This is a genomic window from Bacillus sp. FSL M7-0307, assembly GCF_038627835.1.
GTDB classification, from domain to species: Bacteria; Bacillota; Bacilli; order Bacillales; family Bacillaceae; genus Bacillus; species Bacillus altitudinis.
This window is the reverse complement of the sequence record NZ_CP152023.1, coordinates 2,066,298-2,087,557: the sequence shown is the minus strand read 5'-3', so window position 1 is coordinate 2,087,557 and position 21,260 is coordinate 2,066,298. Positions and strand designations below refer to the sequence as shown.

The following is a 21,260-nucleotide window of genomic DNA, read 5'->3' as shown; positions in this document are numbered from 1 at the left end:
ATAAGGGTTTGTTCATAACTTTCCCCCATTAATTGAGTTTAAACATTTCTTCTTCAATGAAATCTGTTAAAATAAAGGGAGAAAATATTCGAATTTTGTCAGGAAGACAGGTGCTTTGGTCAATGACGATTCATTACTTGGATGTCATGTTGATGGACAGCGTACATAAATTGAACGGCGAACGCTCCATTAGTGCTGTCTACCATCTTTTTAAAGGAAAAAAATCATCACAAACGATACAGGATGCAAGTTTGTTTCAGCTTTCTAGCTACTTCGGCTGCTATCCAGCTTTTACGAGGGATCAGCTGAACCGTTCTGTGCAAAGGCTAAAAGAGCAGCACTTCATCAGAAAGACAGGGGATACATTCATCGCCACAGATGCAGGAATAAGTATGCTCAGGCAGTGTTTCACTGAAAAACCGATGCCAATTTATTTTGATGGTGCCAAGTATCATGATAAAGCAAAGGTGTTATGGATGAGGCTGTCTTTACTTGTGCAGGTCCTTTCACATCATGCAGCGGGGTCACAACAATATGCACCGATTCAAAGAGATGTATCGGTTCAAAGCTGGACGAAATCCTTTTTCTCGCAATATCACCAGAAGAAAAAGCTTTCTGAAGATATCCATCATGAGCTTGAAACACTTCTTACTCATTTAACTGATCAAGAGGCACTGCTTTTTGTTTATTCATTGACTTCCAATGAAAGAATCGGACGGACGTACCAGCAAATGGCGGAATGGATGAAAGAAGATGTATGGTATGTTTACTTGCGTTTTTGGAATGTGCTCCATTATTTTATTCAATGTGCGCAAAAAGGTGAGGCACCGATCATCCAGCGAATGATACATGATCTTCAATTCAAACGTGTGCTGACCACCTCTACCCATAAAACGCTTGAGCTTGTACAAAAAGGGTTCAGTATTGATCAAATTGCTCATATTCGTTCATTAAAAAAAGCGACAATCGAAGATCATATTGTGGAGCTCTCGATACATGAGCCGAGCTTCTCGATTGAACCATATGTCAGCAGTGAAGCTCAAAAGGCGATACATGAGGTAGCCGGTCAGCTCCAAACCAACAAGATGAAGCTGATCAAAGAAAGTCTCGAGCATTCATTTACTTATTTTCAAATACGATTGGCATTGACAAGGATGGTGAAAGCAAATGGATAAGCTTCATCAGACGCTGATGCGATATTATGGTTATGATGCCTTCAAAACAGGTCAGGAGGACATTATTCGAAGTGTACTTCAACAAAAAGATACGGTTGCCATGCTTCCTACTGGTGGCGGGAAGTCCCTTTGTTATCAAATTCCGGGCTATTTGACAGACGGGTTAGTGCTGATCATTTCACCTCTTTTATCACTCATGGAAGATCAAGTAGAACGCATGAAAATGCGCGGTGAAAAGCGAGTGGCTGCGCTTAACAGTACACTGTCCTTTCAGGAAAGAAGACATATTATTCGGCATTTGCCATCATATAAATTTTTATTTGTCGCACCTGAAGCGCTTATGTCAGAGGTATTGGTAGAGCAGCTCAAAGCGATGCATGTGGGTCTATTCGTTGTAGATGAAGCTCACTGTATATCGGAATGGGGACATGATTTCCGCCCGGAATACTCCAAGCTTGGAGAATGGAGAGAAGCGCTCGGCAATCCTGTCGCCTTAGCACTAACGGCAACTGCGACGAAACAAACCTTAAAAGATACTGTGCAAACGTTGCGGCTAGAGCATCCAGATGTTCATATTCATTCAGTCAACCGGCCGAATATTGCACTATTAAAAGAGGCGCATGAAACGAAAGAAGCAAAAGAGAAACGAGCACTTGAGCTTGTGGAAACCCTTCAAGGGCCTGGGCTGATTTATTGTCCGACCCGGCAAATGACAGAAGATATTTCACGTTTGGTGAAACAAAAAACGCATCAACGTGTAGAGTTTTATCATGGCGGAATGGAGTCAGGGGACCGCATGCTGATCCAGCAGCAATTTATCAGTGGTCAAATTGATCTCATTTGCTGTACAAGTGCTTTTGGAATGGGAATTGATAAAGCAAATATACGCTTTGTGATTCATATGAGTCCGCCTCAGTCAATTGAAGCATTTATGCAGGAAATTGGAAGAGCTGGACGGGACGGGAAAAATAGTGTGAGCGTTCTTTTATATACTGAAGAGGATGCGGATATTCAAAGTCATTTGATTCAAGCAGAAGGTTTTGATGATCCAGAAATTGATTTTTTCTTAGCCCGAATATCACAAATGCCGATAAATGATGAAAAGAAATTACGTGAACAATTGATGGAAGCAGGGCTTCAGGAGACGCGTGCGCGAATGCTCTCGCATTATTACATGATGTACCAAACTGAACAGCCCCGTTTGCTCATGAAGAAGCTGAAAGAAAAGCTGCAGGATAGACAAACAGAGAAGCTAAAAAAAGTGTGGCAGTTTAAAGAGCATATCACTGGCCATCGCTGCTTTAGGCAATCTCTGTTATCATACTTTGATGAGCAGCTTGATCTAACGGAGGACGCTTCATTTGGGAACTGCTGCTCTTCATGCGGACTTGACCTGTCTGATTACGAAAAAAAAGATCAACCATTGGAGCTGAATGAAATGAAACACTGGAAGACCGAGCTGGATCGTCTGTTTCACCTGACAAAAGAGGCGCAGCATTGATTGAACAACATCGCCGTATTATTGAAAAATTAACCGATCGACAAGTAGTAGAACAGTTGTATTTCACACAGCTGCTCATGCTGATTGTCTCTTTTTTACTAGGGATGTTTATGTTTGATCATTGGACTGATTTTACAGCCCTATGGCAGATCCGAGATATGCGTATCCTGACTTACGGAATTGGCGGCGCTTTGCTTGTGATTATTGTCGACGCTATTGTCATGAAGGTGTTTCCGGCTCATATGTATGATGATGGCGGATTAAATGAAAAAATGTTCAAAAACCGCAGCATCCCGCATATTGTTTGGTTAACGCTGCTCATTGCCTTTTCAGAAGAAATTTTATTTCGCGGGATCGTTCAGCAACAATTTGGACTGGAGATTGCAAGCATTGTGTTTGCACTTCTTCACTTTCGCTACTTGTCAAAAATACTCTTGTTTATCCTTGTGGTTTCTATTAGTATTTTTTTAGGACTTTTATACGAGTGGACAGGGAATTTATTCGTTCCTGTCATGACACACTTTGTCATTGACTTAGTCTTTGCATGTCAAATTCGTTTTAAATATTGGGGGAGGGATGAACATGGAAGAAATGTCGAGAATGAAGAGAAAAAAGCAGCAGCTGACAAACATCCATGATGATGATGTAGAGGAAAATATTGAAGAAGAAAAAGTGCATCCTTCAGATGACTCTCACTTTCCTACACGAGAAGATTTTCATGAATATAAAAAGCAGCGAACCAAAAAGGTGCGTAATCCATTGTTTACGACGCTGGCTATTATCTTTCCTATTATTGTCGTCACGGTTTTCTTCCTGTTGATTTATTACACATCAAAGGAAATTAATGATAACAACAATCAAGGTGTTTATATTGATAAAACATCTAGTGCTGACACAGATCCAGTCCCGTCAGCACTTGTTGAAACAAAAAATGATTCAAGCGCTGACAAAGCGGATGCGTCTGATGATGAGAAGAAAAAGAAAGATGCTGATAAAGAAAAGCAGCGTTCAAAAGAAAAAGCAGAGCAAAAGAAAAAAGAACAAGCCGCTAAAGAGAAGGCTGAGCGTGAAAAGGCCGAAGCTGCAAAAAAGCGTGAGCAGCAGCAACTCGCTCTTCAAAAACAGCAAGAAGAGAAAAAGCGAAAAGAAGCAGAAGAGAAGAAAAAGCAGGAAGAAAAGCCTGTTCGTGTCGTGCAGCATACTGTTGGACCAGAGGAAAACTTGTATCGAATTTCCATGAAGTATTATCAAAACCGATCAGGGGAAGAGAAAATTCGAGCTTACAATCATTTAAAAGGAAATAGCGTGTACAGCGGACAAGTATTGAATATCCCATTAGAAAATTAATATTTGACATGAATGAATCGAAAAGCACATACATATGTAGAAAAAAGGGACAAGGGTGTATGTGATGACATTGCACGCAATCAGCCGCTATATGGATCAGCCGACACAGAAAATGATTGAAACATTGATCAAAAGGAAACGCAAATACGAGGGATTTGCAAAACAATGCAAAAGGTGGCAATGGACAGCCCTTTTATCACTTGCGATTCTTCTGTTTTATTTTGTGATAACAGCTAATAGCGGGGGCTCCCTGCAGCCGGAAGCGATGATTGCCACATTGCTTGGCCATGAGGTGTTTCTGTTTTGGATCATGGCTGAAGTGTTTGCTTTTTACGCATCGTATTATTATAAGAAAAAAGAAGAAAAGGCTGAGGATGAATATCATAAGCTCAGATGTGAAATTATACAGAAAAGCACAGATTTATGGCCTCAATCAAATCAGTGGAAAGAGCGCGAGGCCGTTTTTCACTTCATGCAGACGCAATATGACATCAATCTCTATTATGAAAGTAAATAAATGAGCAAAAGACGTTTAAACAGTTGAAACGTCTTTTTTCATTCAAGCGTCCTATAAAAGAAAGCTGATACAAGGGAGTCATTCATAATGAAATATGCCATTGGATTTACTGCTGCCATAGCGGCTGTGACAACAGGTGTGTGTGTAACAGCGAAAATGGTGAAAACGGCAAAACAAAACAACATCAAAAAGCATTACTTTACAATAGAAGGACTTAAGTCAGATCGACCTGCTGTCATTTTCTTTATTTCTGATACACATCGCCGTCTAATTAGTGATACTTTATTAGCGGAAGTGGAAGAGCAGCAGCCTGATGTCATTATGATCGGCGGGGACTTAGCTGAAAAGGGAGTCCCTTATGCTAGAGTCGAAGAAAATGTGAAACGTCTAGCAAGGATTGCCCCGGTGTATTTTGTGTGGGGGAATAACGACCATGAGCTGCATCAGCAAAAACTTAAAGACATCCTCCATACCTATCAGGTGACGACATTGCAAAATGAGACGGCTGTGTGGGATTTTGAAGGACAGCCCATTAAAATAGGCGGAATCGATGATATCCGGCTTGAAAAAGCAGATTATGAAGCGATACGGCCGGAGTTTGTCAAAGAAGATGTGAATATCCTTTTATCACACAACCCAGATGTGCATCACTTGATGAGTGAAGAAGAGGGAATTGATCTCGTTTTGAGCGGTCATACCCATGGGGGTCAAATTCGCATTGGGAAATTTGGTCCGTATGAAAAAGGAAGAACAGGCCAAGTCAAAGGTGCTTTCTTTCTGATTAGTAATGGTTACGGAACAACAAAGATTCCGATGCGTCTTGGAGCAGAACCAGAAACCCATCTGATCTATTTAATGCCGCTAAAAACGCGCTAAGTTGATGCCCCATCAATATTTTCCATAAAAGTCACCGTAAGCATAGCTTCATGCTTGTCTTCCGTCTTGACACAGTGTAAACTGAATACAAAATTAAGAACCTATGACTCATCATCTCATATACTACAGTATGATGTGTGTTAGAAGAGGCAGGAGGGAACGTTATGCGGCTAGAGCGTCTGAATTATAATAAAATCAAAATTTTTCTCACACTAGATGATCTGACAGACCGAGGTCTTACGAAAGAAGACCTTTGGAAAGATTCGTTCAAAGTTCATCAGCTGTTTAAAGACATGATGAACGAAGCGAATCAGGAGCTCGGTTTTGAAGCGAATGGACCGATTGCTGTTGAAGTATTTTCTCTTCAGGCGCAGGGGATGGTCGTCATTGTGACAAAGAGTCAGCAGGAAGATGCTGATGATGAGTTTGATGAAGATTACATTGAAATGCAAGTCAAGCTCGACGAGAGCAAGTATGTGCTCTATCAATTTGCCTCGTTTGAAGATGTGATTCAACTGTCCCATAGTTTAAGTCGTATTGGACTTTTAGGGGGTACAGTTTACCATTATGAAGGTCAATATTTTCTCAGCCTAGATGATTTCGAAGAACTGTCTGCAGATACGGTCATTTCTATTTTAGCGGAGTTCGGTTCACCGACGACATTAACCATTCACCGGTTAAAAGAATACGGAAAAGTGATCATGCAGGAAGATGCAGTGAAAACGATTCAACTGTATTTTTAATCACTTTTTTCTATTATATTTAATACTGTTGTGATGAAACAACAGTATTTTTTTATATCCATTTTTATATTTATAAACGCTGATATTTTATTTTGATAAAAAACGCTTTTTACCTTTGCTTTACCAGTACGAAGGTGTATACTATTGCTTGAAAGGGAGCAGTAGATCATGAAAGATTTCTAGGGGGTTTATTTTAATGGCAGCCGATCAAAACGCCGCTCATAACGCAGAAGATAAGCTAGATGTTTTAAAGTCAACTCAAACCGTCATACATAAAGCGCTTGATAAATTGGGCTATCCGCAAGAAGTGTATGAATTGCTGAAGGAGCCAATTCGCCTATTAACGGTCAAAATTCCAGTACGTATGGATGATGGATCGGTGAAAATTTTCACTGGTTATCGTGCGCAGCATAATGATGCTGTCGGTCCAACAAAAGGCGGAATACGATTCCACCCGAACGTTACTGAAAAAGAAGTAAAAGCGCTTTCAATTTGGATGAGTTTAAAATGTGGTATTGTGGATCTTCCTTATGGCGGAGGAAAAGGCGGTATTATCTGTGATCCAAGAGAAATGTCATTTAGGGAGCTTGAAAAACTAAGCCGCGGCTATGTTCGCGCAATTAGCCAAATCGTTGGACCAACAAAAGATGTTCCAGCACCAGATGTGTTTACAAACTCTCAAATCATGGCATGGATGATGGATGAGTATTCTAGAATTGATGAATTTAACTCGCCAGGATTTATTACAGGAAAACCAATTGTTCTTGGAGGCTCACATGGACGTGATACTGCAACGGCAAAAGGTGTAACGATCTGTATCAAAGAAGCGGCGAAGAAAAAAGGAATTGACATCAATGGGGCTCGTGTTGTCGTTCAGGGATTCGGAAATGCAGGAAGTTACTTGGCTAAATTTATGTATGATGCCGGAGCGAAAATCGTAGGAATTTCAGATGCTTACGGCGGTTTGTATGATGAAGATGGTCTAGATATTGACTACTTGCTTGACCGACGTGACAGCTTTGGAACCGTCACTAAATTATTTAATGATACAATTACAAACCAAGAGCTGCTTGAGCTAGATTGTGATATCTTAGTACCTGCAGCCATTGAAAACCAAATTACAGAAGATAATGCGGCGAACATTAAAGCCAAAATTGTCGTAGAAGCAGCAAATGGACCAACGACATTGGAAGGGACAAAAATTCTTTCAGATCGTGGTGTACTGCTTGTTCCAGACGTACTTGCAAGTGCGGGTGGAGTGACTGTTTCTTACTTTGAATGGGTTCAGAATAACCAAGGGTTCTACTGGACAGAAGAAGAAGTGGAAACTCGTTTAGAAGATATGATGGTGAAATCATTTAATAATATTTATGAAATGGCGCAAAACCGCCGTATTGATATGCGACTAGCAGCATATATGGTCGGTGTACGTAAAATGGCTGAAGCTTCTCGATTCAGAGGCTGGATTTAAGCGACTTATTTGCATCGCGCCTTAAAATCTCCTATCCTTAAATAGGAGATTTTTTTATTGGGATTATGCAAAGAATCAAACAGCCAAGCAATTGTTATTGCAGTGAAACGACAGGAGTGGAACAAATGAAACAAGAAAAAGCGATCATAATAGGAGGCGGCCCGTGCGGTCTATCAGCTGCCATTGCATTCAAGCAAATTGGGATTGATGCACTTGTGATTGAAAAGGGCAATGTGGTCAACAGTATTTATCATTACCCAACACACCAAACCTTCTTCAGTACAAGTGAAAAGCTTGAGATCGGTGATGTCGCTTTTATCACTGAAAACCGGAAACCCGTTCGTATTCAGGCGCTTTCCTATTACCGAGAGGTGGTCAGACGAAAAAGCCTGCGTGTGAATGCTTTTGAAAAGGTAAACGCTGTGACGAAAAAAGATGGCCGTTTTACCGTGAATACATCAAAAGACGACTATACATGTGACTATGTTGTGATTGCGACTGGCTACTATGATCATCCTAACTATATGAATGTAAAAGGGGAAGACCTTCCTCATGTGTATCATTATTTTAAAGAAGGACACCCCTACTTTGATAAAGATGTGACGGTGATCGGCGGGAAGAACTCTAGTGTTGATGCTGCCCTGGAACTTGTGAAATGCGGAAGCAGGGTGACGGTTTTATATAGAGGAACTGAATATTCATCCAGCATCAAACCTTGGATTTTACCAGAGTTTGAAGCGCTTGTTCGAAATGGCACCATTCGAATGGAGTTTGGTGCAGAGGTGAAGGAAATCACAGAACAGGATGTTGTCTTTACAAACCAGCAGGGCCAAACAGATCGAGTGAAAAGTGATTATGTGTTTGCGATGACAGGTTATCATCCTGATCATTCATTTTTAGAAAAAATGGGTGTAACAATCGATCCAGAATCAGGCCGCCCAGCATTTGATGAACAAACAATGGAAACAAATGTAGAAGGTATTTTCATTGCAGGGGTCATTGCAGCTGGTAACAACGCCAACGAAATTTTTATTGAAAATGGAAGATTTCATGGCGGGTTAATTGCAGAAGAAATCAACAAAAGAATCAACGGGTAAAAAAAGAACTGGGTCCTTCTAAGGGATTCAGTTCTTTTTATGTAAATTGGGATTATATAGAAGATTATTTTTGGGAAAATGGGCTCGAGTCATATAAAAAAGGGGTGATTCGTGGTACGATAATAAAGGATAATGTAGGGAAAGAGGTCTGATTATGATCGCAATCATTTCAGCAGGTTTAGCTCCCGGCATCGCACTTTTAAGTTATTTTTATTTGAAAGATCAATACGACAATGAGCCGGTTCATATGGTCATCAGATCTTTTATGCTAGGTGTCATACTTGTGTTTCCAACCATGTTTATTCAGTATGTCCTCCAAGAGGAAAATATCGCCACGAATCCTATCGTGATTTCATTTGTGACATCGGGTTTTTTAGAAGAATCATTAAAGTGGTTTATTTTAATGGTCAGTGTCTATGCGCACGTACAGTTTGATGAACACTATGACGGGATTGTCTATGGAACAAGTGTCTCGCTTGGATTTGCGACACTTGAAAATATTCTGTACTTAGTTGGTCATGGGGTAGAGTACGCGTTTACACGTGCCTTGCTGCCTGTATCAAGCCACGCTTTATTTGGTGTGGTGATGGGGTTTTATATAGGTAAAGCTCGTTTCTCTGATAAAAAAGAGCAGCGAAAATGGCTGATTCTCTCTTTAATACTTCCTATCCTTTTTCATGGCTTATATGATTTCATTCTTCTTGGCATGAAAAATTGGGGATATATCATGTTGCCGTTCATGATTTTTTTATGGTGGTTTGGTCTGCGGAAAGCCAAAAAAGCCCGTGCGGTGAAGATGGTACAAATTTAAATTGGAAAACGTCCTATACGTCTTTAGGGCGTTTTTTGTCTTTTCCATCCAATTCCCTCCTGTGATGAATGTATAAAAATAGGGATCGGAAGAAACATATATTCAAACATCAAAAGTACAGGAGGATCAAATATGGACAAAGCTCGTTTCATGAAACAAATCGTCCTTATCTTCTCAATTGTTCTGCTCGCGTCTTCATTGATGACAGCTGAAAAAAGTGAAGCTTTCACAAATCAAGTGATTCAGCGGGGAGCTACAGGAGAAGATGTCGTCGAGCTCCAGGCAAGGCTCCAATACAATGGTTTTTACAATGGAAAAATAGACGGGGTGTATGGCTGGGGAACTTACTGGGCCGTGCGCAATTTTCAAAGCCAGTTTGGTGTAAAGAAAGTCGATGGACTCGTAGGGGAAAAAACAAAAAGCCTATTAGTTCAAAAGACGAAATACTATAAAGAGTTTGTGCAACAGCAGTTGCAAAAAGGGAATCAGTTTACGCACTATGGCGGGAAACCTCTTGATCAGCAAACAAAGGCTCCTGCGCAAAGAAACACGCAAAAAAAGACAGCACAAGGTGCAAAAGAGAATCAAAAAAGTCAAAGCGGAGGAAACAGCTCGTCTGGAAAGCAGTCAGGAAATGGTCAAGCAAATCAAACGCCGAAACAAACAGCAGCCAACATGCCAGGTGGTTTTTCAAGCAATGACATTCAGCTCCTTTCACAAGCTGTTTATAGTGAAGCGAGAGGTGAACCTTATGAAGGACAGGTAGCGATCGCAGCCGTCATCTTAAACCGTTTAAACAACCCGACCTTTCCAAACACGATTGCTGGTGTCATTTTTGAACCGCTTGCGTTTACCGCTGTAGCAGATGGACAATTTTATATGGCGCCAAATGAAACCGCTAAAAAGGCAGTATTTGATGCCATTAATGGCTGGGACCCATCTGAAAGCGCCGTTTATTACTTTAATCCTGATACAGCAACAAGCCCATGGATTTGGGGAAGGCCACAAATTAAACGAATCGGGAAACATATTTTCTGTGAATAAAAAGAGGTGTAAATAAATGATCAGAGGAATATTGATTGCTATTTTAGGAATTGCTGTCATCTCAACAGGATACTGGGGCTATAAGGAGCATCAAGAAAAAGATGCAGTGCTGCTTCATGCAGAGAACAACTATCAAAGAGCCTTCCATGATCTAACGTATCAAGTCGATCAGCTGCACGATAAACTTGGCGCAACACTTGCGATGAACAGCCAAACATCTATATCTCCAGCACTTGCAGATGTATGGAGAATGTCATCAGAAGCGCATAACAATGTCAGCCAGCTTCCGCTCACATTGATGCCTTTTAACAAAACAGAAGAGTTTCTAGCGAATGTCGGTGACTTTAGCTACAAATCGTCACTTAAATCTTTATCAGATGAACCATTAAACAAGGATACACACAAAACCATTACCACTTTATATGATCAAGCGGCAGATATTCAAAACGAGCTTAGACAAGTGCAGCATCTCGTACTCAACAAAAATTTAAAATGGATGGATGTTGAAATGGCACTGGCTGATGGAGATCGAAAAAACGACAACACCATCATTGACGGATTGAAAACCGTTGAGAGAAATGCTGATGCGTTTGCAGATGTTGATCTCGGCCCTACAAATGTGTCAACTGAATCAGAAACGCAAGGCTACAACCACTTAAAAGGCCAAAAGATTTCAAAAAAAGAAGCGATCCGCATCGCCCAGCAATTTGCGCCTGACCATAACCAAGATTTTAAGGTGAGAAAAAGTGGGAGTAAAACGAACCGTGATGTCTACAGCCTGTCAATGTCTGACCCTGACAACCGGGCAAACTTTTATTTAGACTTGACTGAAAAAGGAGGCCATCCTGTTTATCTTCTTCAGAACCGTGAAGTGAACAAACAAAAAATCAGTTTAAATGATGCCTCAGAAAAAGCACTAAGTTTCTTAAAGAAGCATGGATTCGATACTGAATCATTTCATTTAGATGAGAGTGCACAATTTGATAATATCGGCGTATTTACCTATGTCCCTTTACAGAATAACGTATTGCTTTATCCAGATAGTATTCGAATGAAAGTCGCTTTAGATGATGGAGAGGTTGTGGGATTCTCAGCGAAAGACTATTTAATGAATCACAGAAAACGTGACATGAAAGCACCAAAAATTTCTCAAAAAGAAGCTGAAAAGACCTTAAATAAACATGTGAAGATCGAGGATACACATGTAGCTCTTGTTCAAAATGATATGTCAGAGGAAGTTCTCTGCTATGAGTTTTTAGGAACCATTAAAAACGACACGTACCGAATGTTCATTAATGCAGATACTGGAAAAGAAGAAAGAGTAGATAAACTAAAAAATGCAGAACCTATATATAAAGACCTATAGAAAAGGAAGCGAGGAAAAGGCGAATAAGCCTTTTCCTTTTGTTTTATACATGGTTTAATATAAGAGAGGATACGATTTCACAGATGAAAAGAGTGATGAGGAATGTTACAAATAGGGGATGCAATCACAATTGAGTATGTCAATGAGAACAAAGAAGTGAAAACTGCAAAATCGAAAGTTTTGGAAAATAATAACGATGATATTTGCATTAATTATCCAGCTGATAAAGAAACGGGGCGCACGATCTATTTAAATCAAGAAACAGAAATCACCGTCTTCTTTTTCGATGAAAATCAAATTCCATACAAATGTACAAGCAAAGTCATTGGGAAAAGAAAAGAAGATATCCCGATGATTGTCGTTTCGATTCCGCCAAAAGAAGAAATGATCCGGCTTCAGCGAAGAGAATATCTTCGAGTGGATACGATGGTGAAAGCGTCCATTACGCAAAATGGTGAAGAAACCTTCGACACATTTATTGTCAATATGAGTGCTGGCGGTGTAGCAATTGCTGTTCCAGAAGGTGTCTCACTAAAAGAATATGGCGAGGTCGTCACAGAGTTTGAACTTTCACTTAAAGAACCAGTGAAAATTAAAGCGATTGCAGAAATGAATCGTGTTTATCAAGATGAACAGACGGGGAAAACAAGAGCGATCATGGAATTTACTGAAATCACAAACGACCACCAGCAGCACATCATGAAGTACTGCTTCCAGCAGCAGCTTCTAACACGTGTGAAAAAAGTATAAGAATAAAGGTTGTCAAAAGCTTCCATACTAGAGAGAAAGAATCTAGCGTTGGAGGCTTTTTGTATGAAAACAATGGAAAGATGGCTATTCAAAGCAGTGCTCATTCAGCTCATTCTGCTTTTGGCGGTTCAGGTCACCCTTCACTTGACGAAAGGAGAACTATTTTTGTCAAAAGTCGTACAATACGAGGGTGTGAATAACATGAGCATTGAAGATTGGATTGAGACATTTAAGCAAAAGGATTGATAGAAAATTCCCCCGTTTGAGCGGTGATCGTGTTACAATTCATAAGGGAGATTCAATCAAGGAGAGGTATTATGAAAAAGAAATTATCTATCGCAATTGACGGTCCTGCTGCAGCAGGAAAAAGCACTGTGGCAAAAATTGTCGCAGCGAAAAAATCATATATTTATATCGATACAGGTGCGATGTACCGCGCAATTACACTTGCAGCACTCAATCAAGGCGTAGACCTTGAAGACGAACAGGCACTTGATGCTTTATTGAAAAAGACAGTCATTGAACTTGTGTCAACTGACGAAGGTCAAAAAGTACATTTAGACACGATCGATGTCACAGAAGACATCAGAACAGACCGCGTAAGCAATCAAGTCTCTGTTGTTGCAAAGCATCGAGCTGTTAGGGAAGAAATGGTCCGCAGGCAGCAAGAGCTGGGGAACCGAGGCGGTGTCGTCATGGATGGAAGAGACATTGGCACGCATGTTCTTCCAGATGCAGAAGTGAAAATTTTCTTACTTGCGTCAGTAGAGGAAAGAGCAAAACGTCGTTTTGAAGAAAATCAGAAAAAAGGCTATGATGTCAATTACGATCAGCTGATCGAAGAGATTGCAAGACGTGACAAGCTTGATTCTGAGCGGGAGGTATCACCGCTGAAGAAAGCAGATGACGCCATTGAAATTGACACGACTTCTCTTTCTATTCAAGAGGTTGCAGGTAAAATTTTAGATGCAGCAGAGCGTGTAGAAAAACAGTAAGAAATTTTAGAAAACTTTTATAAGTTAGAGGTTTATCTCTTGACAAACAAGGTCTTTTATTAGAAGTTTATACTAATACTATTTTTATTGATCATTCAAGCAATTCTGTTGATTTGAATGTTTCTATAATACATATTCGGCTGGCAATCATCATGCTAAGGACACATATTCACCCAGTCGTTTTAACTAAGCTGTGTAGGTTTGGACCAAGGAGGTTATCGAAATGACAGAGGAAATGAATCAAATCGATGTTCAGGTACCAGAGGTTGGAGATGTAGTGAAAGGGATTGTTTCTAAAGTTGAGGACAAGCATGTCAATGTAGATATCGTCAATGTGAAACAACCTGGGATCATCCCAATCAGTGAATTATCAAGTCTTCACGTTGAAAAAGCATCAGATGTCGTGAAAGATGGCGACGAGTTAGAGCTTAAAGTAACAAAGGTCGAAGACGATGCTTTGATTTTATCGAAACGTGCTGTTGATGCAGACCGCGCTTGGGAAGACCTAGAGAAAAAGTTTGAAACAAAAGAAGTATTTGAAGCAGAAGTAAAAGACGTTGTCAAAGGTGGTCTAGTGGTCGACATTGGTGTTCGCGGATTTATTCCTGCGTCTCTTGTTGAGGCACACTATGTAGAAGACTTCACTGACTACAAAGGAAAAACACTCTCGCTTGTTGTGGTAGAGCTTGACCGCGAAAAAAACCGCGTGATTCTATCGCATCGTGCAGTCGTTGAGCAAGAACAATTAGACAAGAAGCAAGACTTCCTGCAAAAGCTTGCAGTAGGCAGTGTGATTGATGGAAAAGTGCAGCGCCTGACTGACTTTGGTGCATTTGTTGACATTGGCGGCATTGATGGATTAGTTCACATTTCTCAACTATCCCATGCGCATGTCGAAAAGCCATCTGACGTTGTTGAAGAAGGACAGGAAGTGAAAGTCAAAGTTCTTGCTGTTGACCGCGATAACGAACGTATCTCACTATCTATTAAAGAAACATTACCAGGACCTTGGAGCCAAATTGGTGAAAAGGTAAAACAAGGTGATGTTCTTGAAGGAACGGTTCAACGTCTTGTGAGCTTTGGTGCATTTGTTGAAATTCTGCCAGGTGTAGAAGGACTTGTGCATATTTCCCAAATTTCACACAAACATATTGGTACTCCTCAAGAAGTCCTTGAAGAAGGGCAGACTGTGAAAGTGAAAGTGCTTGATGTCAATGAAGATGAAGAGCGCATTTCACTTAGCATTCGTGAATTAGAAGAGAATCCTGAAAAACAAATCGAAGAGGATTACCGTCAGTATCAGGCGAAAGAAGAAAATACAAGCGGATTCCAGCTTGGTGACCTGATTGGTGATAAACTCAATAAACTAAAATAATTTGGTGATCAAAATTGACGCGAGCAGAAAGAAAGAAACAGCATATTGAGCATGCTTTGTCGACTGGCCAGCATGCAGCAACAGGTTTACAAGATGTTTCCTTCGTTCACGCCAGTTTACCAGATCTTGCGACATCACAAATTGATACACATACGACAATTGGCGGACTGACTTTCGGTTCGCCAATTTTTATCAATGCAATGACTGGTGGAGGCGGAGAATCGACCTATGAGATTAATCGCTCTTTATCTATCGCAGCGAAGGAAACCAATATTCCAGTAGCAGTCGGATCACAAATGGCCGCACTGAAAGATGCAGACGAACGTCGTACGTATGAAGTGGTTCGAAAGGTGAATCCGGATGGACTCGTTTTTGCCAATTTAGGCAGTGAGGCGACAATTCAGCAAGCACGGGATGCCGTTGACATGCTGGAGGCAAGCATGCTCCAAATTCACTTAAACGTGATTCAAGAGATCGTCATGCCTGAAGGAGATCGTGATTTCAGAGGTGCTGTTGAGCGGATCGCAGCCATCACTGAATCAATTGAGGTACCTGTTGTCGTCAAAGAAGTTGGATTTGGGATGAATAAGGAAACAGCAAAGAAATTATTTGATGCTGGAGTTGCTGCTGTTGATGTAGGCGGATTTGGGGGAACGAATTTTTCTAAAATCGAGAACCTGCGCCGTCAAAAAGCACTTCGCTATTTTGACCAGTGGGGAATTCCAACTGCAGCGAGTCTGGCTGAAGTACATACAGCCTTTCCAGATCAAACCGTCCTAGCTTCTGGAGGCATTCAAGATGCACTTGATGTGACAAAATCAATTGCTCTTGGTGCGTCTGCCGCTGGATTAGCCGGCTTTTTCTTAAAATCCCTGACGAGTGGAGGAGAAAAGGGCCTCATCTCTGATATCATTGATCTACAAGATGATGTGAAGATGTTGATGACAGTACTTGGCATGAAGACAATTGAGGAGCTACGGCAAGCTCCGATTGTGCTTACAGGGGAAACAAGTCATTGGCTGAAAGAAAGAGGCGTGGATACTACGTACTATAGTTTAAGAAATAAGAAGACAAAGGACTAAATGAAATTTTAGCCCTTTGTCTTCTTTTCAGCGTGAAAGAAAACCTTTGCAGTCTATGAAAGACAGCTACTTTTGCGGAGCGAATTTGACATTCGTGAGCACCAGCGCGCAGGACTGACATCGAATGCGAGGGTTTGTCTACACGCTGAGACATGTGATGATCACATGTCTTTTTTTATTGATTTCTTTTGCGAGCGTCTTCCGGGCCTTCTAAAGTTGTTGCCCCTTTGTGATGAATGGATTGATCACGGTCAGATTCAACTCTTCTTGATGCCTTTAGGCGTTTTTCCTGTCTATCCTTACCCATCATACATCCCTCCTCAACTATTAGGGTGTCACCTCTTGTTTATTTCATGCAAATCCCGCACCTTCTCATACGTTTAAAAACTGGAGATTTTCCCATAATGTAATTGAGGTGATGAGGGTTGGAGGCATTGTACTATTATTGGTCAATATGGTTCGTTTGGATTATGGTGACATTTATCATGGAGAAAAGCACGTGGCGCAATGTGCTGGGCGTATGTGTCCTCATTCATATTATATGCAGTCATGTCATGGTTTCTATTTTAGACATTAGGATCAATGCAGGATTTTTGATGACCTTTTTATATGCTTGCATGTCATTCGTTATCTTTCGGCCTGCTCATCGAATCATGCGAATCATGCAATTAGGTTCTATGGTCAGTGCGTATGCCTTTTTTATGATTTTTGCATTATATGATCCAGTTTGGTTCACGATAATAAAGGTGGACTGGGTTGTATTTGCCTTGCTGATCTTGATGTGTTTAACATATGGGCATCAGTTAACGGAACGGATCACTTTATGGATGATGGCTATATGTCTGGGGGAAGCCCTTTATGCGCTTACGATTCATCGCCTCACATCTTCCATTGTCATAGGAGATCTCTCGTTTCTTTCCATGGCTGTTCAAGGAGCTGTCTTTCTATTAGGTGTAGGTCAGCTTGAAAAACTCTTGAACACCCGTTCATCTAGAAAACCAGTAAAAGGGGCTGCAAAATCAACATGACGGATTACACGTTTCCTGTGATTATTGGTGTCATCTTTGGGATGGCGGCTAGGCTTTATATGCTAAGAACTGATTATCGGCAATATCCCACATATATTCATGGACAAGTGATTCACATTGCGCTTGGTTTTATCGCATCAGGGCTTGGTGCTATTATTATGCCTGCACTGATCCAGGAAGAATTCACTGCTATTACCTTTCTGACGCTTGCAGCCACGCAATTTCGTGATGTGCGTAATATGGAAAGAAATACATTGACCCAAATGGATTCGTATGAGCTTGTCTCACGAGGCAGTACATATATCGAAGGCATTGCGATTGCCTTTGAAAGTCGAAATTATATTGCCATTCTTACTGCCCTTATTACAACGACCGCCTGTATTTTCTTCTCGCTCGTCGTGGGGACAGTGGTCGGTATTCTTTGTTTTTTCATGGCAAAACTATTAATGTCAGGGAGCCAATTAAAGGATATCGTGAATATTCAAAAAGGGGAACTTCGCTTTGACGGCGCAGGACTTTACGTAAATGATATTTACATTATGAATATCGGGCTGCCTGAAAAGCAAAAATTGATTTTAGAGCATGGAATGGGGTTCATCTTGACTCCAAAGAATTTTAACTCGGCCACAACCATCGCAAACCTTGGGCAGCGACAAGCCATCTTATTTGATTTATCCAACGTGCTTGGTGTATACCGAGATTCTGGTGAACCATCGCTTTGTCCGCTCGCAAAACGTGATCTGAATAACGGCACACTTGGCGTATTCATTTTACCGCAATGGCAGCGTGAAGATTTGGCTGTCCGTGTATTAGAAGAGGTGCCTATTTTAGAAAATGCCATTAGAATGCCGACAGATTTCATTAAAAAGAAAGTGAGGTAATAGGGCATGGCGAACACCATTGAACAATTTATATTGGCTGTGGCGACAACAAATAAAGAGCGGGTCATTGGCGGAACAGCCGTTTTTTTCTGTGAAAATAAAGAAGAGCTCGACATGTATGCCATGAATTTAGAGGCCATTTTAGATGGAATTGCACACGGCATTGGAGAAGATCTTTATTTGATTGTCAAACATTTTTAAGTTATTCATTGTGGTCTGATTAAAAATTGATATAATATATAAGTTGAACCCTTCATGTTTGAAGGGTTTATTTCATAAAACTGAATGAAAATTATAAATCCCGGTTGAAACATGATGATGAACATATTGAATCGCGGCTGGATTGAAAGGAAGGGTACTATGGGTAAACCTGTCGTAGCCATTGTTGGAAGGCCCAACGTTGGAAAATCTACAATTTTTAATCGAATCGCAGGCGAAAGAATATCGATTGTAGAAGACACACCTGGTGTAACAAGAGATCGAATCTATAGCTCTGCTGAATGGTTAAATTATGACTTTAATTTAATAGATACTGGTGGAATTGATATTGGAGATGAGCCGTTTTTGGCGCAAATTCGCCATCAGGCTGAAATCGCAATGGATGAAGCGGATGTTATTATCTTTATGGTCAATGGAAGAGATGGCGTCACATCTGCGGATGAAGAAGTCGCAAAAATTTTATATCGCACGAAAAAACCTGTCGTACTTGCTGTCAATAAATTGGACAACCCTGAAATGAGAAGCGACGTGTATGACTTTTATGCACTTGGATTTGGTGAACCGTATCCGATTTCTGGAACGCACGGACTCGGTCTAGGTGATCTGCTTGATGCTGTCGCAGAGCATTTCAAAAACTTACCAGATACACAGTATGATGAAGAAGTGGTACAGTTCTGCTTAATTGGCCGCCCAAATGTAGGGAAATCCTCTTTGGTGAATGCGATGCTCGGTGAAGAACGTGTCATTGTCAGCAACATCGCTGGTACGACAAGAGATGCTGTAGATACAATGTTTACGTACAACCAACGTGACTTTGTCATTGTCGACACAGCAGGTATGAGAAAAAAAGGGAAAGTATATGAAACAACAGAGAAATACAGTGTACTTCGTGCGTTAAAAGCCATTGATCGATCGGATGTTGTCGCTGTAGTTCTTGATGGTGAAGAAGGCATTATTGAACAGGATAAACGTATTGCCGGCTACGCACACGAAGCGGGTAAAGCCGTTGTGATCATTGTGAACAAGTGGGATGCTGTTGAAAAAGACGAGCGTACAATGAAGGAATTTGAGCAAAATATTCGCGAGCATTTTCAATTCCTTGATTATGCACCTGTCTTATTCATGTCTGCTCTTACGAAAAAGAGAATTCACACGTTAATGCCAACAATTATTACCGCTAGTGAAAATCATGCGATGCGCGTTCAAACGAACATTCTAAACGATATTATCATGGATGCTGTAGCGATGAACCCAACGCCGACCCATAACGGACAGCGTCTGAAAATTTACTATGCAACACAAGTGGCGATCAAACCGCCGTCCTTTGTTGTGTTTGTAAATGATCCAGAACTTATGCACTTTTCTTATGAGCGTTTCCTAGAAAACCGAATTCGAGATGCATTTGGTTTTGAAGGAACACCAATTAAAATATTTGCGAGAGCGAGAAAATAAAAAGGGTGAGCAGGATGAAGAAAATTTCAGTACTTGGAGCAGGGAGCTGGGGAACAGCTCTTGCGCTTGTATTAGCTGATAATCATCATGATGTACACATGTGGGGACATAGACAAGAATTAATTGATCAAATCAATGAGAAACATGAAAATCATGATTACTTGCCTAATGTTGCATTGCCAGCGTCTATTCAAGCGACAACAGATATGAAACAGGCACTAGAAGGGACAGATGCGATTATTGTCGCTGTGCCAACAAAGGCCATTCGAGAAGTATTGAAACAGGCAAATGAGTTCATTACGTCAAAGGTGCCATTTGTTCATGTCAGTAAAGGAATTGAACCAGATACACTTCTTAGAATTTCTCAAATGATTGAACAAGAAGTCCCGGAAGCGAAAAGAGAAGCAGTTGTTGTCCTGTCAGGACCAAGCCATGCTGAAGAAGTTGGCTTGCGTCATCCGACAACTGTTACAGTTTCATCAGAACATATTGAAGCGGCTCAATTTGTTCAAGATTTGTTTATGAACAACAACTTCAGAGTGTACACAAACCCTGATGTGATTGGTGTGGAAATTGGCGGGGCGCTGAAAAACATCATCGCTCTTGCGGCAGGAATCACAGACGGACTCGGATATGGTGATAATGCGAAAGCAGCGCTCATCACAAGGGGTCTTGCTGAAATCGCCCGCCTCGGCACAAAAATGGGAGGAAACCCTCTTACGTTTGCCGGATTAACAGGTGTTGGAGATTTGATTGTCACATGTACAAGTGTTCATTCGCGTAACTGGCGCTGCGGGAATTTACTCGGTAAAGGATATAAGCTCGAAGAAGTGCTTGAAAAAATGGGGATGGTTGTCGAAGGCGTCCGCACAACAAAAGGCGCTTATCAGCTCTCCAAAGAATACAAGGTCAGCATGCCGATTACAGAGGCTCTTTACGGCGTCCTATTTGAAGGGAAAAAGGTAGACGATGCTGTAGAATCCTTAATGGCACGTGTGAAAACACATGAGATGGAAGACCTTGTGAACATGTTCGAAAACCAAACAAAATAATTGGAAGACTGAACTTAGGCGTGTAGAGGATGCAAGAAGGGGAAGACTTGCATAACATAACAATGAAGTTTGAATAGAGCTTTGCCTCTACAGAATGAGGAAAAATAGTCGACCTAATGACTGAAGCAGAGTCCCCCTCTTTGCTTCAGTTTTTTTATGCACTTTTTTCTGAATTGATTGGAAAAATGATTGATATTTTACTTAATTTTGGTTTAGAATGAAATATAAACGCTTACAATTCGTTTGTGTTAAAGGGGGACAGGCACGATGAGTTTTGCTTTAATCAAGATGTGGTTTGCGCTTGGTTCAATGGGGCTCATGTTTTTAGCCGTTGTAACCATTTATCTTAGTAGGTTTAAGCTGAAGAGCCGATTTCTGAAAATAACAGCCTCAACTGTCGCGTACAGCTTAATGCTCATATCAGGTATCATTGTGTTTTTAGTTGTATTTAGCGGGCCAGTCAATGAATAAAGAAAAA

At 40.9% G+C, this 21,260-nt stretch carries 24 protein-coding genes; 23 read left to right on the top strand and 1 reads right to left on the bottom strand.

Translation table 11 applies throughout. The features are described from left to right. Positions 1 to 122 precede the first annotated feature (122 nt). The 17 genes from MHI41_RS10570 to fni all read left to right on the top strand — a co-directional run bounded on the left by MHI41_RS10570 (position 123) and on the right by fni (position 16,150). On the top strand, positions 123 to 1,175 hold the full coding sequence (locus MHI41_RS10570; RefSeq protein WP_342494184.1) for a helix-turn-helix domain-containing protein: 1,053 nt from the start codon (positions 123 to 125) through the stop codon (positions 1,173 to 1,175). Continuing rightward, on the top strand, positions 1,168 to 2,676 hold the full coding sequence (locus MHI41_RS10565) for an ATP-dependent DNA helicase RecQ (protein ID WP_342494183.1): 1,509 nt from the start codon (positions 1,168 to 1,170) through the stop codon (positions 2,674 to 2,676). Before MHI41_RS10570 ends, MHI41_RS10565 begins: the two co-directional genes overlap by 8 nt. Next, the gene (locus tag MHI41_RS10560; protein ID WP_008344498.1) at positions 2,673 to 3,314 is read left to right on the top strand and encodes a CPBP family intramembrane glutamic endopeptidase; all 642 of its coding nucleotides are present in this window, start codon (positions 2,673 to 2,675) and stop codon (positions 3,312 to 3,314) included. Before MHI41_RS10565 ends, MHI41_RS10560 begins: the two co-directional genes overlap by 4 nt. Further along, positions 3,259 to 4,023 (top strand): LysM peptidoglycan-binding domain-containing protein, encoded by a 765-nt coding sequence (locus MHI41_RS10555; RefSeq protein WP_272511672.1) that lies wholly within the window; start codon positions 3,259 to 3,261, stop codon positions 4,021 to 4,023. The genes MHI41_RS10560 and MHI41_RS10555 overlap by 56 nt, the downstream gene beginning before the upstream one ends. 64 nt (positions 4,024 to 4,087) lie before the next feature. Further along, positions 4,088 to 4,540: a DUF2663 family protein gene (locus MHI41_RS10550; RefSeq protein WP_007500988.1), complete on the top strand. Its 453-nt coding sequence runs from the start codon at positions 4,088 to 4,090 to the stop codon at positions 4,538 to 4,540. An 87-nt stretch (positions 4,541 to 4,627) separates the two neighbouring features. Next, complete coding sequence (locus MHI41_RS10545) at positions 4,628 to 5,416, top strand: metallophosphoesterase (RefSeq protein ID WP_048001875.1); 789 nt, start codon at positions 4,628 to 4,630, stop codon at positions 5,414 to 5,416. Positions 5,417 to 5,580: 164 nt separating this feature from the next. Beyond that, positions 5,581 to 6,159: a genetic competence negative regulator gene (locus MHI41_RS10540; protein WP_342494182.1), complete on the top strand. Its 579-nt coding sequence runs from the start codon at positions 5,581 to 5,583 to the stop codon at positions 6,157 to 6,159. Positions 6,160 to 6,355: 196 nt separating this feature from the next. Next, positions 6,356 to 7,630, top strand: a complete 1,275-nt coding sequence (locus MHI41_RS10535) for a Glu/Leu/Phe/Val dehydrogenase (protein WP_007500982.1) — start codon at positions 6,356 to 6,358, stop codon at positions 7,628 to 7,630. A gap of 125 nt (positions 7,631 to 7,755) precedes the next feature. Then, entirely contained in the window at positions 7,756 to 8,727 is a 972-nt protein-coding gene (locus MHI41_RS10530) for a YpdA family putative bacillithiol disulfide reductase (RefSeq protein WP_017367512.1), read from the top strand. A 154-nt stretch (positions 8,728 to 8,881) separates the two neighbouring features. Continuing rightward, positions 8,882 to 9,538 carry a glutamic-type intramembrane protease PrsW gene (prsW, locus tag MHI41_RS10525; protein ID WP_008344507.1) on the top strand — a complete coding sequence of 219 codons (657 nt, stop codon included), beginning with the start codon at positions 8,882 to 8,884 and terminating at the stop codon, positions 9,536 to 9,538. A gap of 132 nt (positions 9,539 to 9,670) precedes the next feature. After that, the gene (gene sleB, locus MHI41_RS10520; RefSeq protein WP_008344509.1) at positions 9,671 to 10,582 is read left to right on the top strand and encodes a spore cortex-lytic enzyme; all 912 of its coding nucleotides are present in this window, start codon (positions 9,671 to 9,673) and stop codon (positions 10,580 to 10,582) included. 16 nt (positions 10,583 to 10,598) lie between these two features. Next, positions 10,599 to 11,948, top strand: coding sequence for a germination protein YpeB (gene ypeB, locus MHI41_RS10515; protein ID WP_019744024.1), 1,350 nt, complete (start codon positions 10,599 to 10,601; stop codon positions 11,946 to 11,948). A gap of 102 nt (positions 11,949 to 12,050) precedes the next feature. After that, positions 12,051 to 12,698: a flagellar brake domain-containing protein gene (locus tag MHI41_RS10510; RefSeq protein WP_007500975.1), complete on the top strand. Its 648-nt coding sequence runs from the start codon at positions 12,051 to 12,053 to the stop codon at positions 12,696 to 12,698. 63 nt (positions 12,699 to 12,761) lie between these two features. Beyond that, positions 12,762 to 12,944: a YpfB family protein gene (locus MHI41_RS10505; RefSeq protein ID WP_008344514.1), complete on the top strand. Its 183-nt coding sequence runs from the start codon at positions 12,762 to 12,764 to the stop codon at positions 12,942 to 12,944. 71 nt (positions 12,945 to 13,015) lie between these two features. Then, positions 13,016 to 13,693, top strand: coding sequence for a (d)CMP kinase (gene cmk, locus MHI41_RS10500; protein WP_007500974.1), 678 nt, complete (start codon positions 13,016 to 13,018; stop codon positions 13,691 to 13,693). Positions 13,694 to 13,916: 223 nt separating this feature from the next. Then, complete coding sequence (gene rpsA / locus MHI41_RS10495) at positions 13,917 to 15,068, top strand: 30S ribosomal protein S1 (protein WP_008344519.1); 1,152 nt, start codon at positions 13,917 to 13,919, stop codon at positions 15,066 to 15,068. A 14-nt stretch (positions 15,069 to 15,082) separates the two neighbouring features. Next, a complete protein-coding gene (gene fni / locus MHI41_RS10490) occupies positions 15,083 to 16,150 on the top strand; it encodes a type 2 isopentenyl-diphosphate Delta-isomerase (RefSeq protein ID WP_035702903.1) in 1,068 nt (355 codons plus the stop codon). 175 nt (positions 16,151 to 16,325) lie between these two features. On the opposite strand, the gene MHI41_RS10485 is transcribed toward fni, so the two are convergent. Continuing rightward, positions 16,326 to 16,457 carry a YpzI family protein gene (locus tag MHI41_RS10485; protein WP_008344525.1) on the bottom strand — a complete coding sequence of 44 codons (132 nt, stop codon included), beginning with the start codon at positions 16,455 to 16,457 and terminating at the stop codon, positions 16,326 to 16,328. 178 nt (positions 16,458 to 16,635) lie between these two features. Between MHI41_RS10485 and MHI41_RS10480 the strand changes: the two genes are divergently transcribed. The 6 genes from MHI41_RS10480 to MHI41_RS10455 all read left to right on the top strand — a co-directional run bounded on the left by MHI41_RS10480 (position 16,636) and on the right by MHI41_RS10455 (position 21,253). Beyond that, complete coding sequence (locus MHI41_RS10480) at positions 16,636 to 17,178, top strand: hypothetical protein (protein ID WP_017359763.1); 543 nt, start codon at positions 16,636 to 16,638, stop codon at positions 17,176 to 17,178. Next, on the top strand, positions 17,175 to 18,059 hold the full coding sequence (locus MHI41_RS10475) for a YIEGIA family protein (RefSeq protein WP_007500964.1): 885 nt from the start codon (positions 17,175 to 17,177) through the stop codon (positions 18,057 to 18,059). Before MHI41_RS10480 ends, MHI41_RS10475 begins: the two co-directional genes overlap by 4 nt. 6 nt (positions 18,060 to 18,065) lie before the next feature. Beyond that, complete coding sequence (locus MHI41_RS10470; RefSeq protein ID WP_008344527.1) at positions 18,066 to 18,260, top strand: hypothetical protein; 195 nt, start codon at positions 18,066 to 18,068, stop codon at positions 18,258 to 18,260. Between the two features lie 159 nt (positions 18,261 to 18,419). Beyond that, the gene (gene der / locus MHI41_RS10465) at positions 18,420 to 19,730 is read left to right on the top strand and encodes a ribosome biogenesis GTPase Der (RefSeq protein ID WP_008344528.1); all 1,311 of its coding nucleotides are present in this window, start codon (positions 18,420 to 18,422) and stop codon (positions 19,728 to 19,730) included. Between the two features lie 14 nt (positions 19,731 to 19,744). Beyond that, positions 19,745 to 20,782 (top strand): NAD(P)H-dependent glycerol-3-phosphate dehydrogenase, encoded by a 1,038-nt coding sequence (locus MHI41_RS10460; protein ID WP_008344529.1) that lies wholly within the window; start codon positions 19,745 to 19,747, stop codon positions 20,780 to 20,782. 267 nt (positions 20,783 to 21,049) lie between these two features. Then, the gene (locus MHI41_RS10455) at positions 21,050 to 21,253 is read left to right on the top strand and encodes a DUF2768 domain-containing protein (RefSeq protein WP_008344530.1); all 204 of its coding nucleotides are present in this window, start codon (positions 21,050 to 21,052) and stop codon (positions 21,251 to 21,253) included. The last annotated feature ends 7 nt before the right edge of the window (positions 21,254 to 21,260 follow it).

What these genes read in the sequence shown, in the direction of transcription:
- MHI41_RS10505 (WP_008344514.1), top strand. Translation starts at nt 12,762, where the DNA reads ATGAAAACAATGGAAAGATGGCTATTCAAAGCAGTGCTCATTCAGCTC.
- MHI41_RS10470 (WP_008344527.1), top strand. Translation starts at nt 18,066, where the DNA reads ATGGCGAACACCATTGAACAATTTATATTGGCTGTGGCGACAACAAAT.
- der (WP_008344528.1), top strand. Translation starts at nt 18,420, where the DNA reads ATGGGTAAACCTGTCGTAGCCATTGTTGGAAGGCCCAACGTTGGAAAA.
- MHI41_RS10550 (WP_007500988.1), top strand. Translation starts at nt 4,088, where the DNA reads ATGACATTGCACGCAATCAGCCGCTATATGGATCAGCCGACACAGAAA.
- MHI41_RS10530 (WP_017367512.1), top strand. Translation starts at nt 7,756, where the DNA reads ATGAAACAAGAAAAAGCGATCATAATAGGAGGCGGCCCGTGCGGTCTA.
- prsW (WP_008344507.1), top strand. Translation starts at nt 8,882, where the DNA reads ATGATCGCAATCATTTCAGCAGGTTTAGCTCCCGGCATCGCACTTTTA.
- MHI41_RS10540 (WP_342494182.1), top strand. Translation starts at nt 5,581, where the DNA reads ATGCGGCTAGAGCGTCTGAATTATAATAAAATCAAAATTTTTCTCACA.
- MHI41_RS10545 (WP_048001875.1), top strand. Translation starts at nt 4,628, where the DNA reads ATGAAATATGCCATTGGATTTACTGCTGCCATAGCGGCTGTGACAACA.
- MHI41_RS10565 (WP_342494183.1), top strand. Translation starts at nt 1,168, where the DNA reads ATGGATAAGCTTCATCAGACGCTGATGCGATATTATGGTTATGATGCC.
- MHI41_RS10455 (WP_008344530.1), top strand. Translation starts at nt 21,050, where the DNA reads ATGAGTTTTGCTTTAATCAAGATGTGGTTTGCGCTTGGTTCAATGGGG.
- MHI41_RS10510 (WP_007500975.1), top strand. Translation starts at nt 12,051, where the DNA reads ATGTTACAAATAGGGGATGCAATCACAATTGAGTATGTCAATGAGAAC.
- MHI41_RS10480 (WP_017359763.1), top strand. Translation starts at nt 16,636, where the DNA reads ATGGAGAAAAGCACGTGGCGCAATGTGCTGGGCGTATGTGTCCTCATT.
- MHI41_RS10570 (WP_342494184.1), top strand. Translation starts at nt 123, where the DNA reads ATGACGATTCATTACTTGGATGTCATGTTGATGGACAGCGTACATAAA.
- MHI41_RS10555 (WP_272511672.1), top strand. Translation starts at nt 3,259, where the DNA reads ATGGAAGAAATGTCGAGAATGAAGAGAAAAAAGCAGCAGCTGACAAAC.
- MHI41_RS10460 (WP_008344529.1), top strand. Translation starts at nt 19,745, where the DNA reads ATGAAGAAAATTTCAGTACTTGGAGCAGGGAGCTGGGGAACAGCTCTT.
- MHI41_RS10485 (WP_008344525.1), bottom strand. Translation starts at nt 16,457, where the DNA reads ATGGGTAAGGATAGACAGGAAAAACGCCTAAAGGCATCAAGAAGAGTT.
- sleB (WP_008344509.1), top strand. Translation starts at nt 9,671, where the DNA reads ATGGACAAAGCTCGTTTCATGAAACAAATCGTCCTTATCTTCTCAATT.
- MHI41_RS10535 (WP_007500982.1), top strand. Translation starts at nt 6,356, where the DNA reads ATGGCAGCCGATCAAAACGCCGCTCATAACGCAGAAGATAAGCTAGAT.
- ypeB (WP_019744024.1), top strand. Translation starts at nt 10,599, where the DNA reads ATGATCAGAGGAATATTGATTGCTATTTTAGGAATTGCTGTCATCTCA.
- MHI41_RS10475 (WP_007500964.1), top strand. Translation starts at nt 17,175, where the DNA reads ATGACGGATTACACGTTTCCTGTGATTATTGGTGTCATCTTTGGGATG.
- rpsA (WP_008344519.1), top strand. Translation starts at nt 13,917, where the DNA reads ATGACAGAGGAAATGAATCAAATCGATGTTCAGGTACCAGAGGTTGGA.
- cmk (WP_007500974.1), top strand. Translation starts at nt 13,016, where the DNA reads ATGAAAAAGAAATTATCTATCGCAATTGACGGTCCTGCTGCAGCAGGA.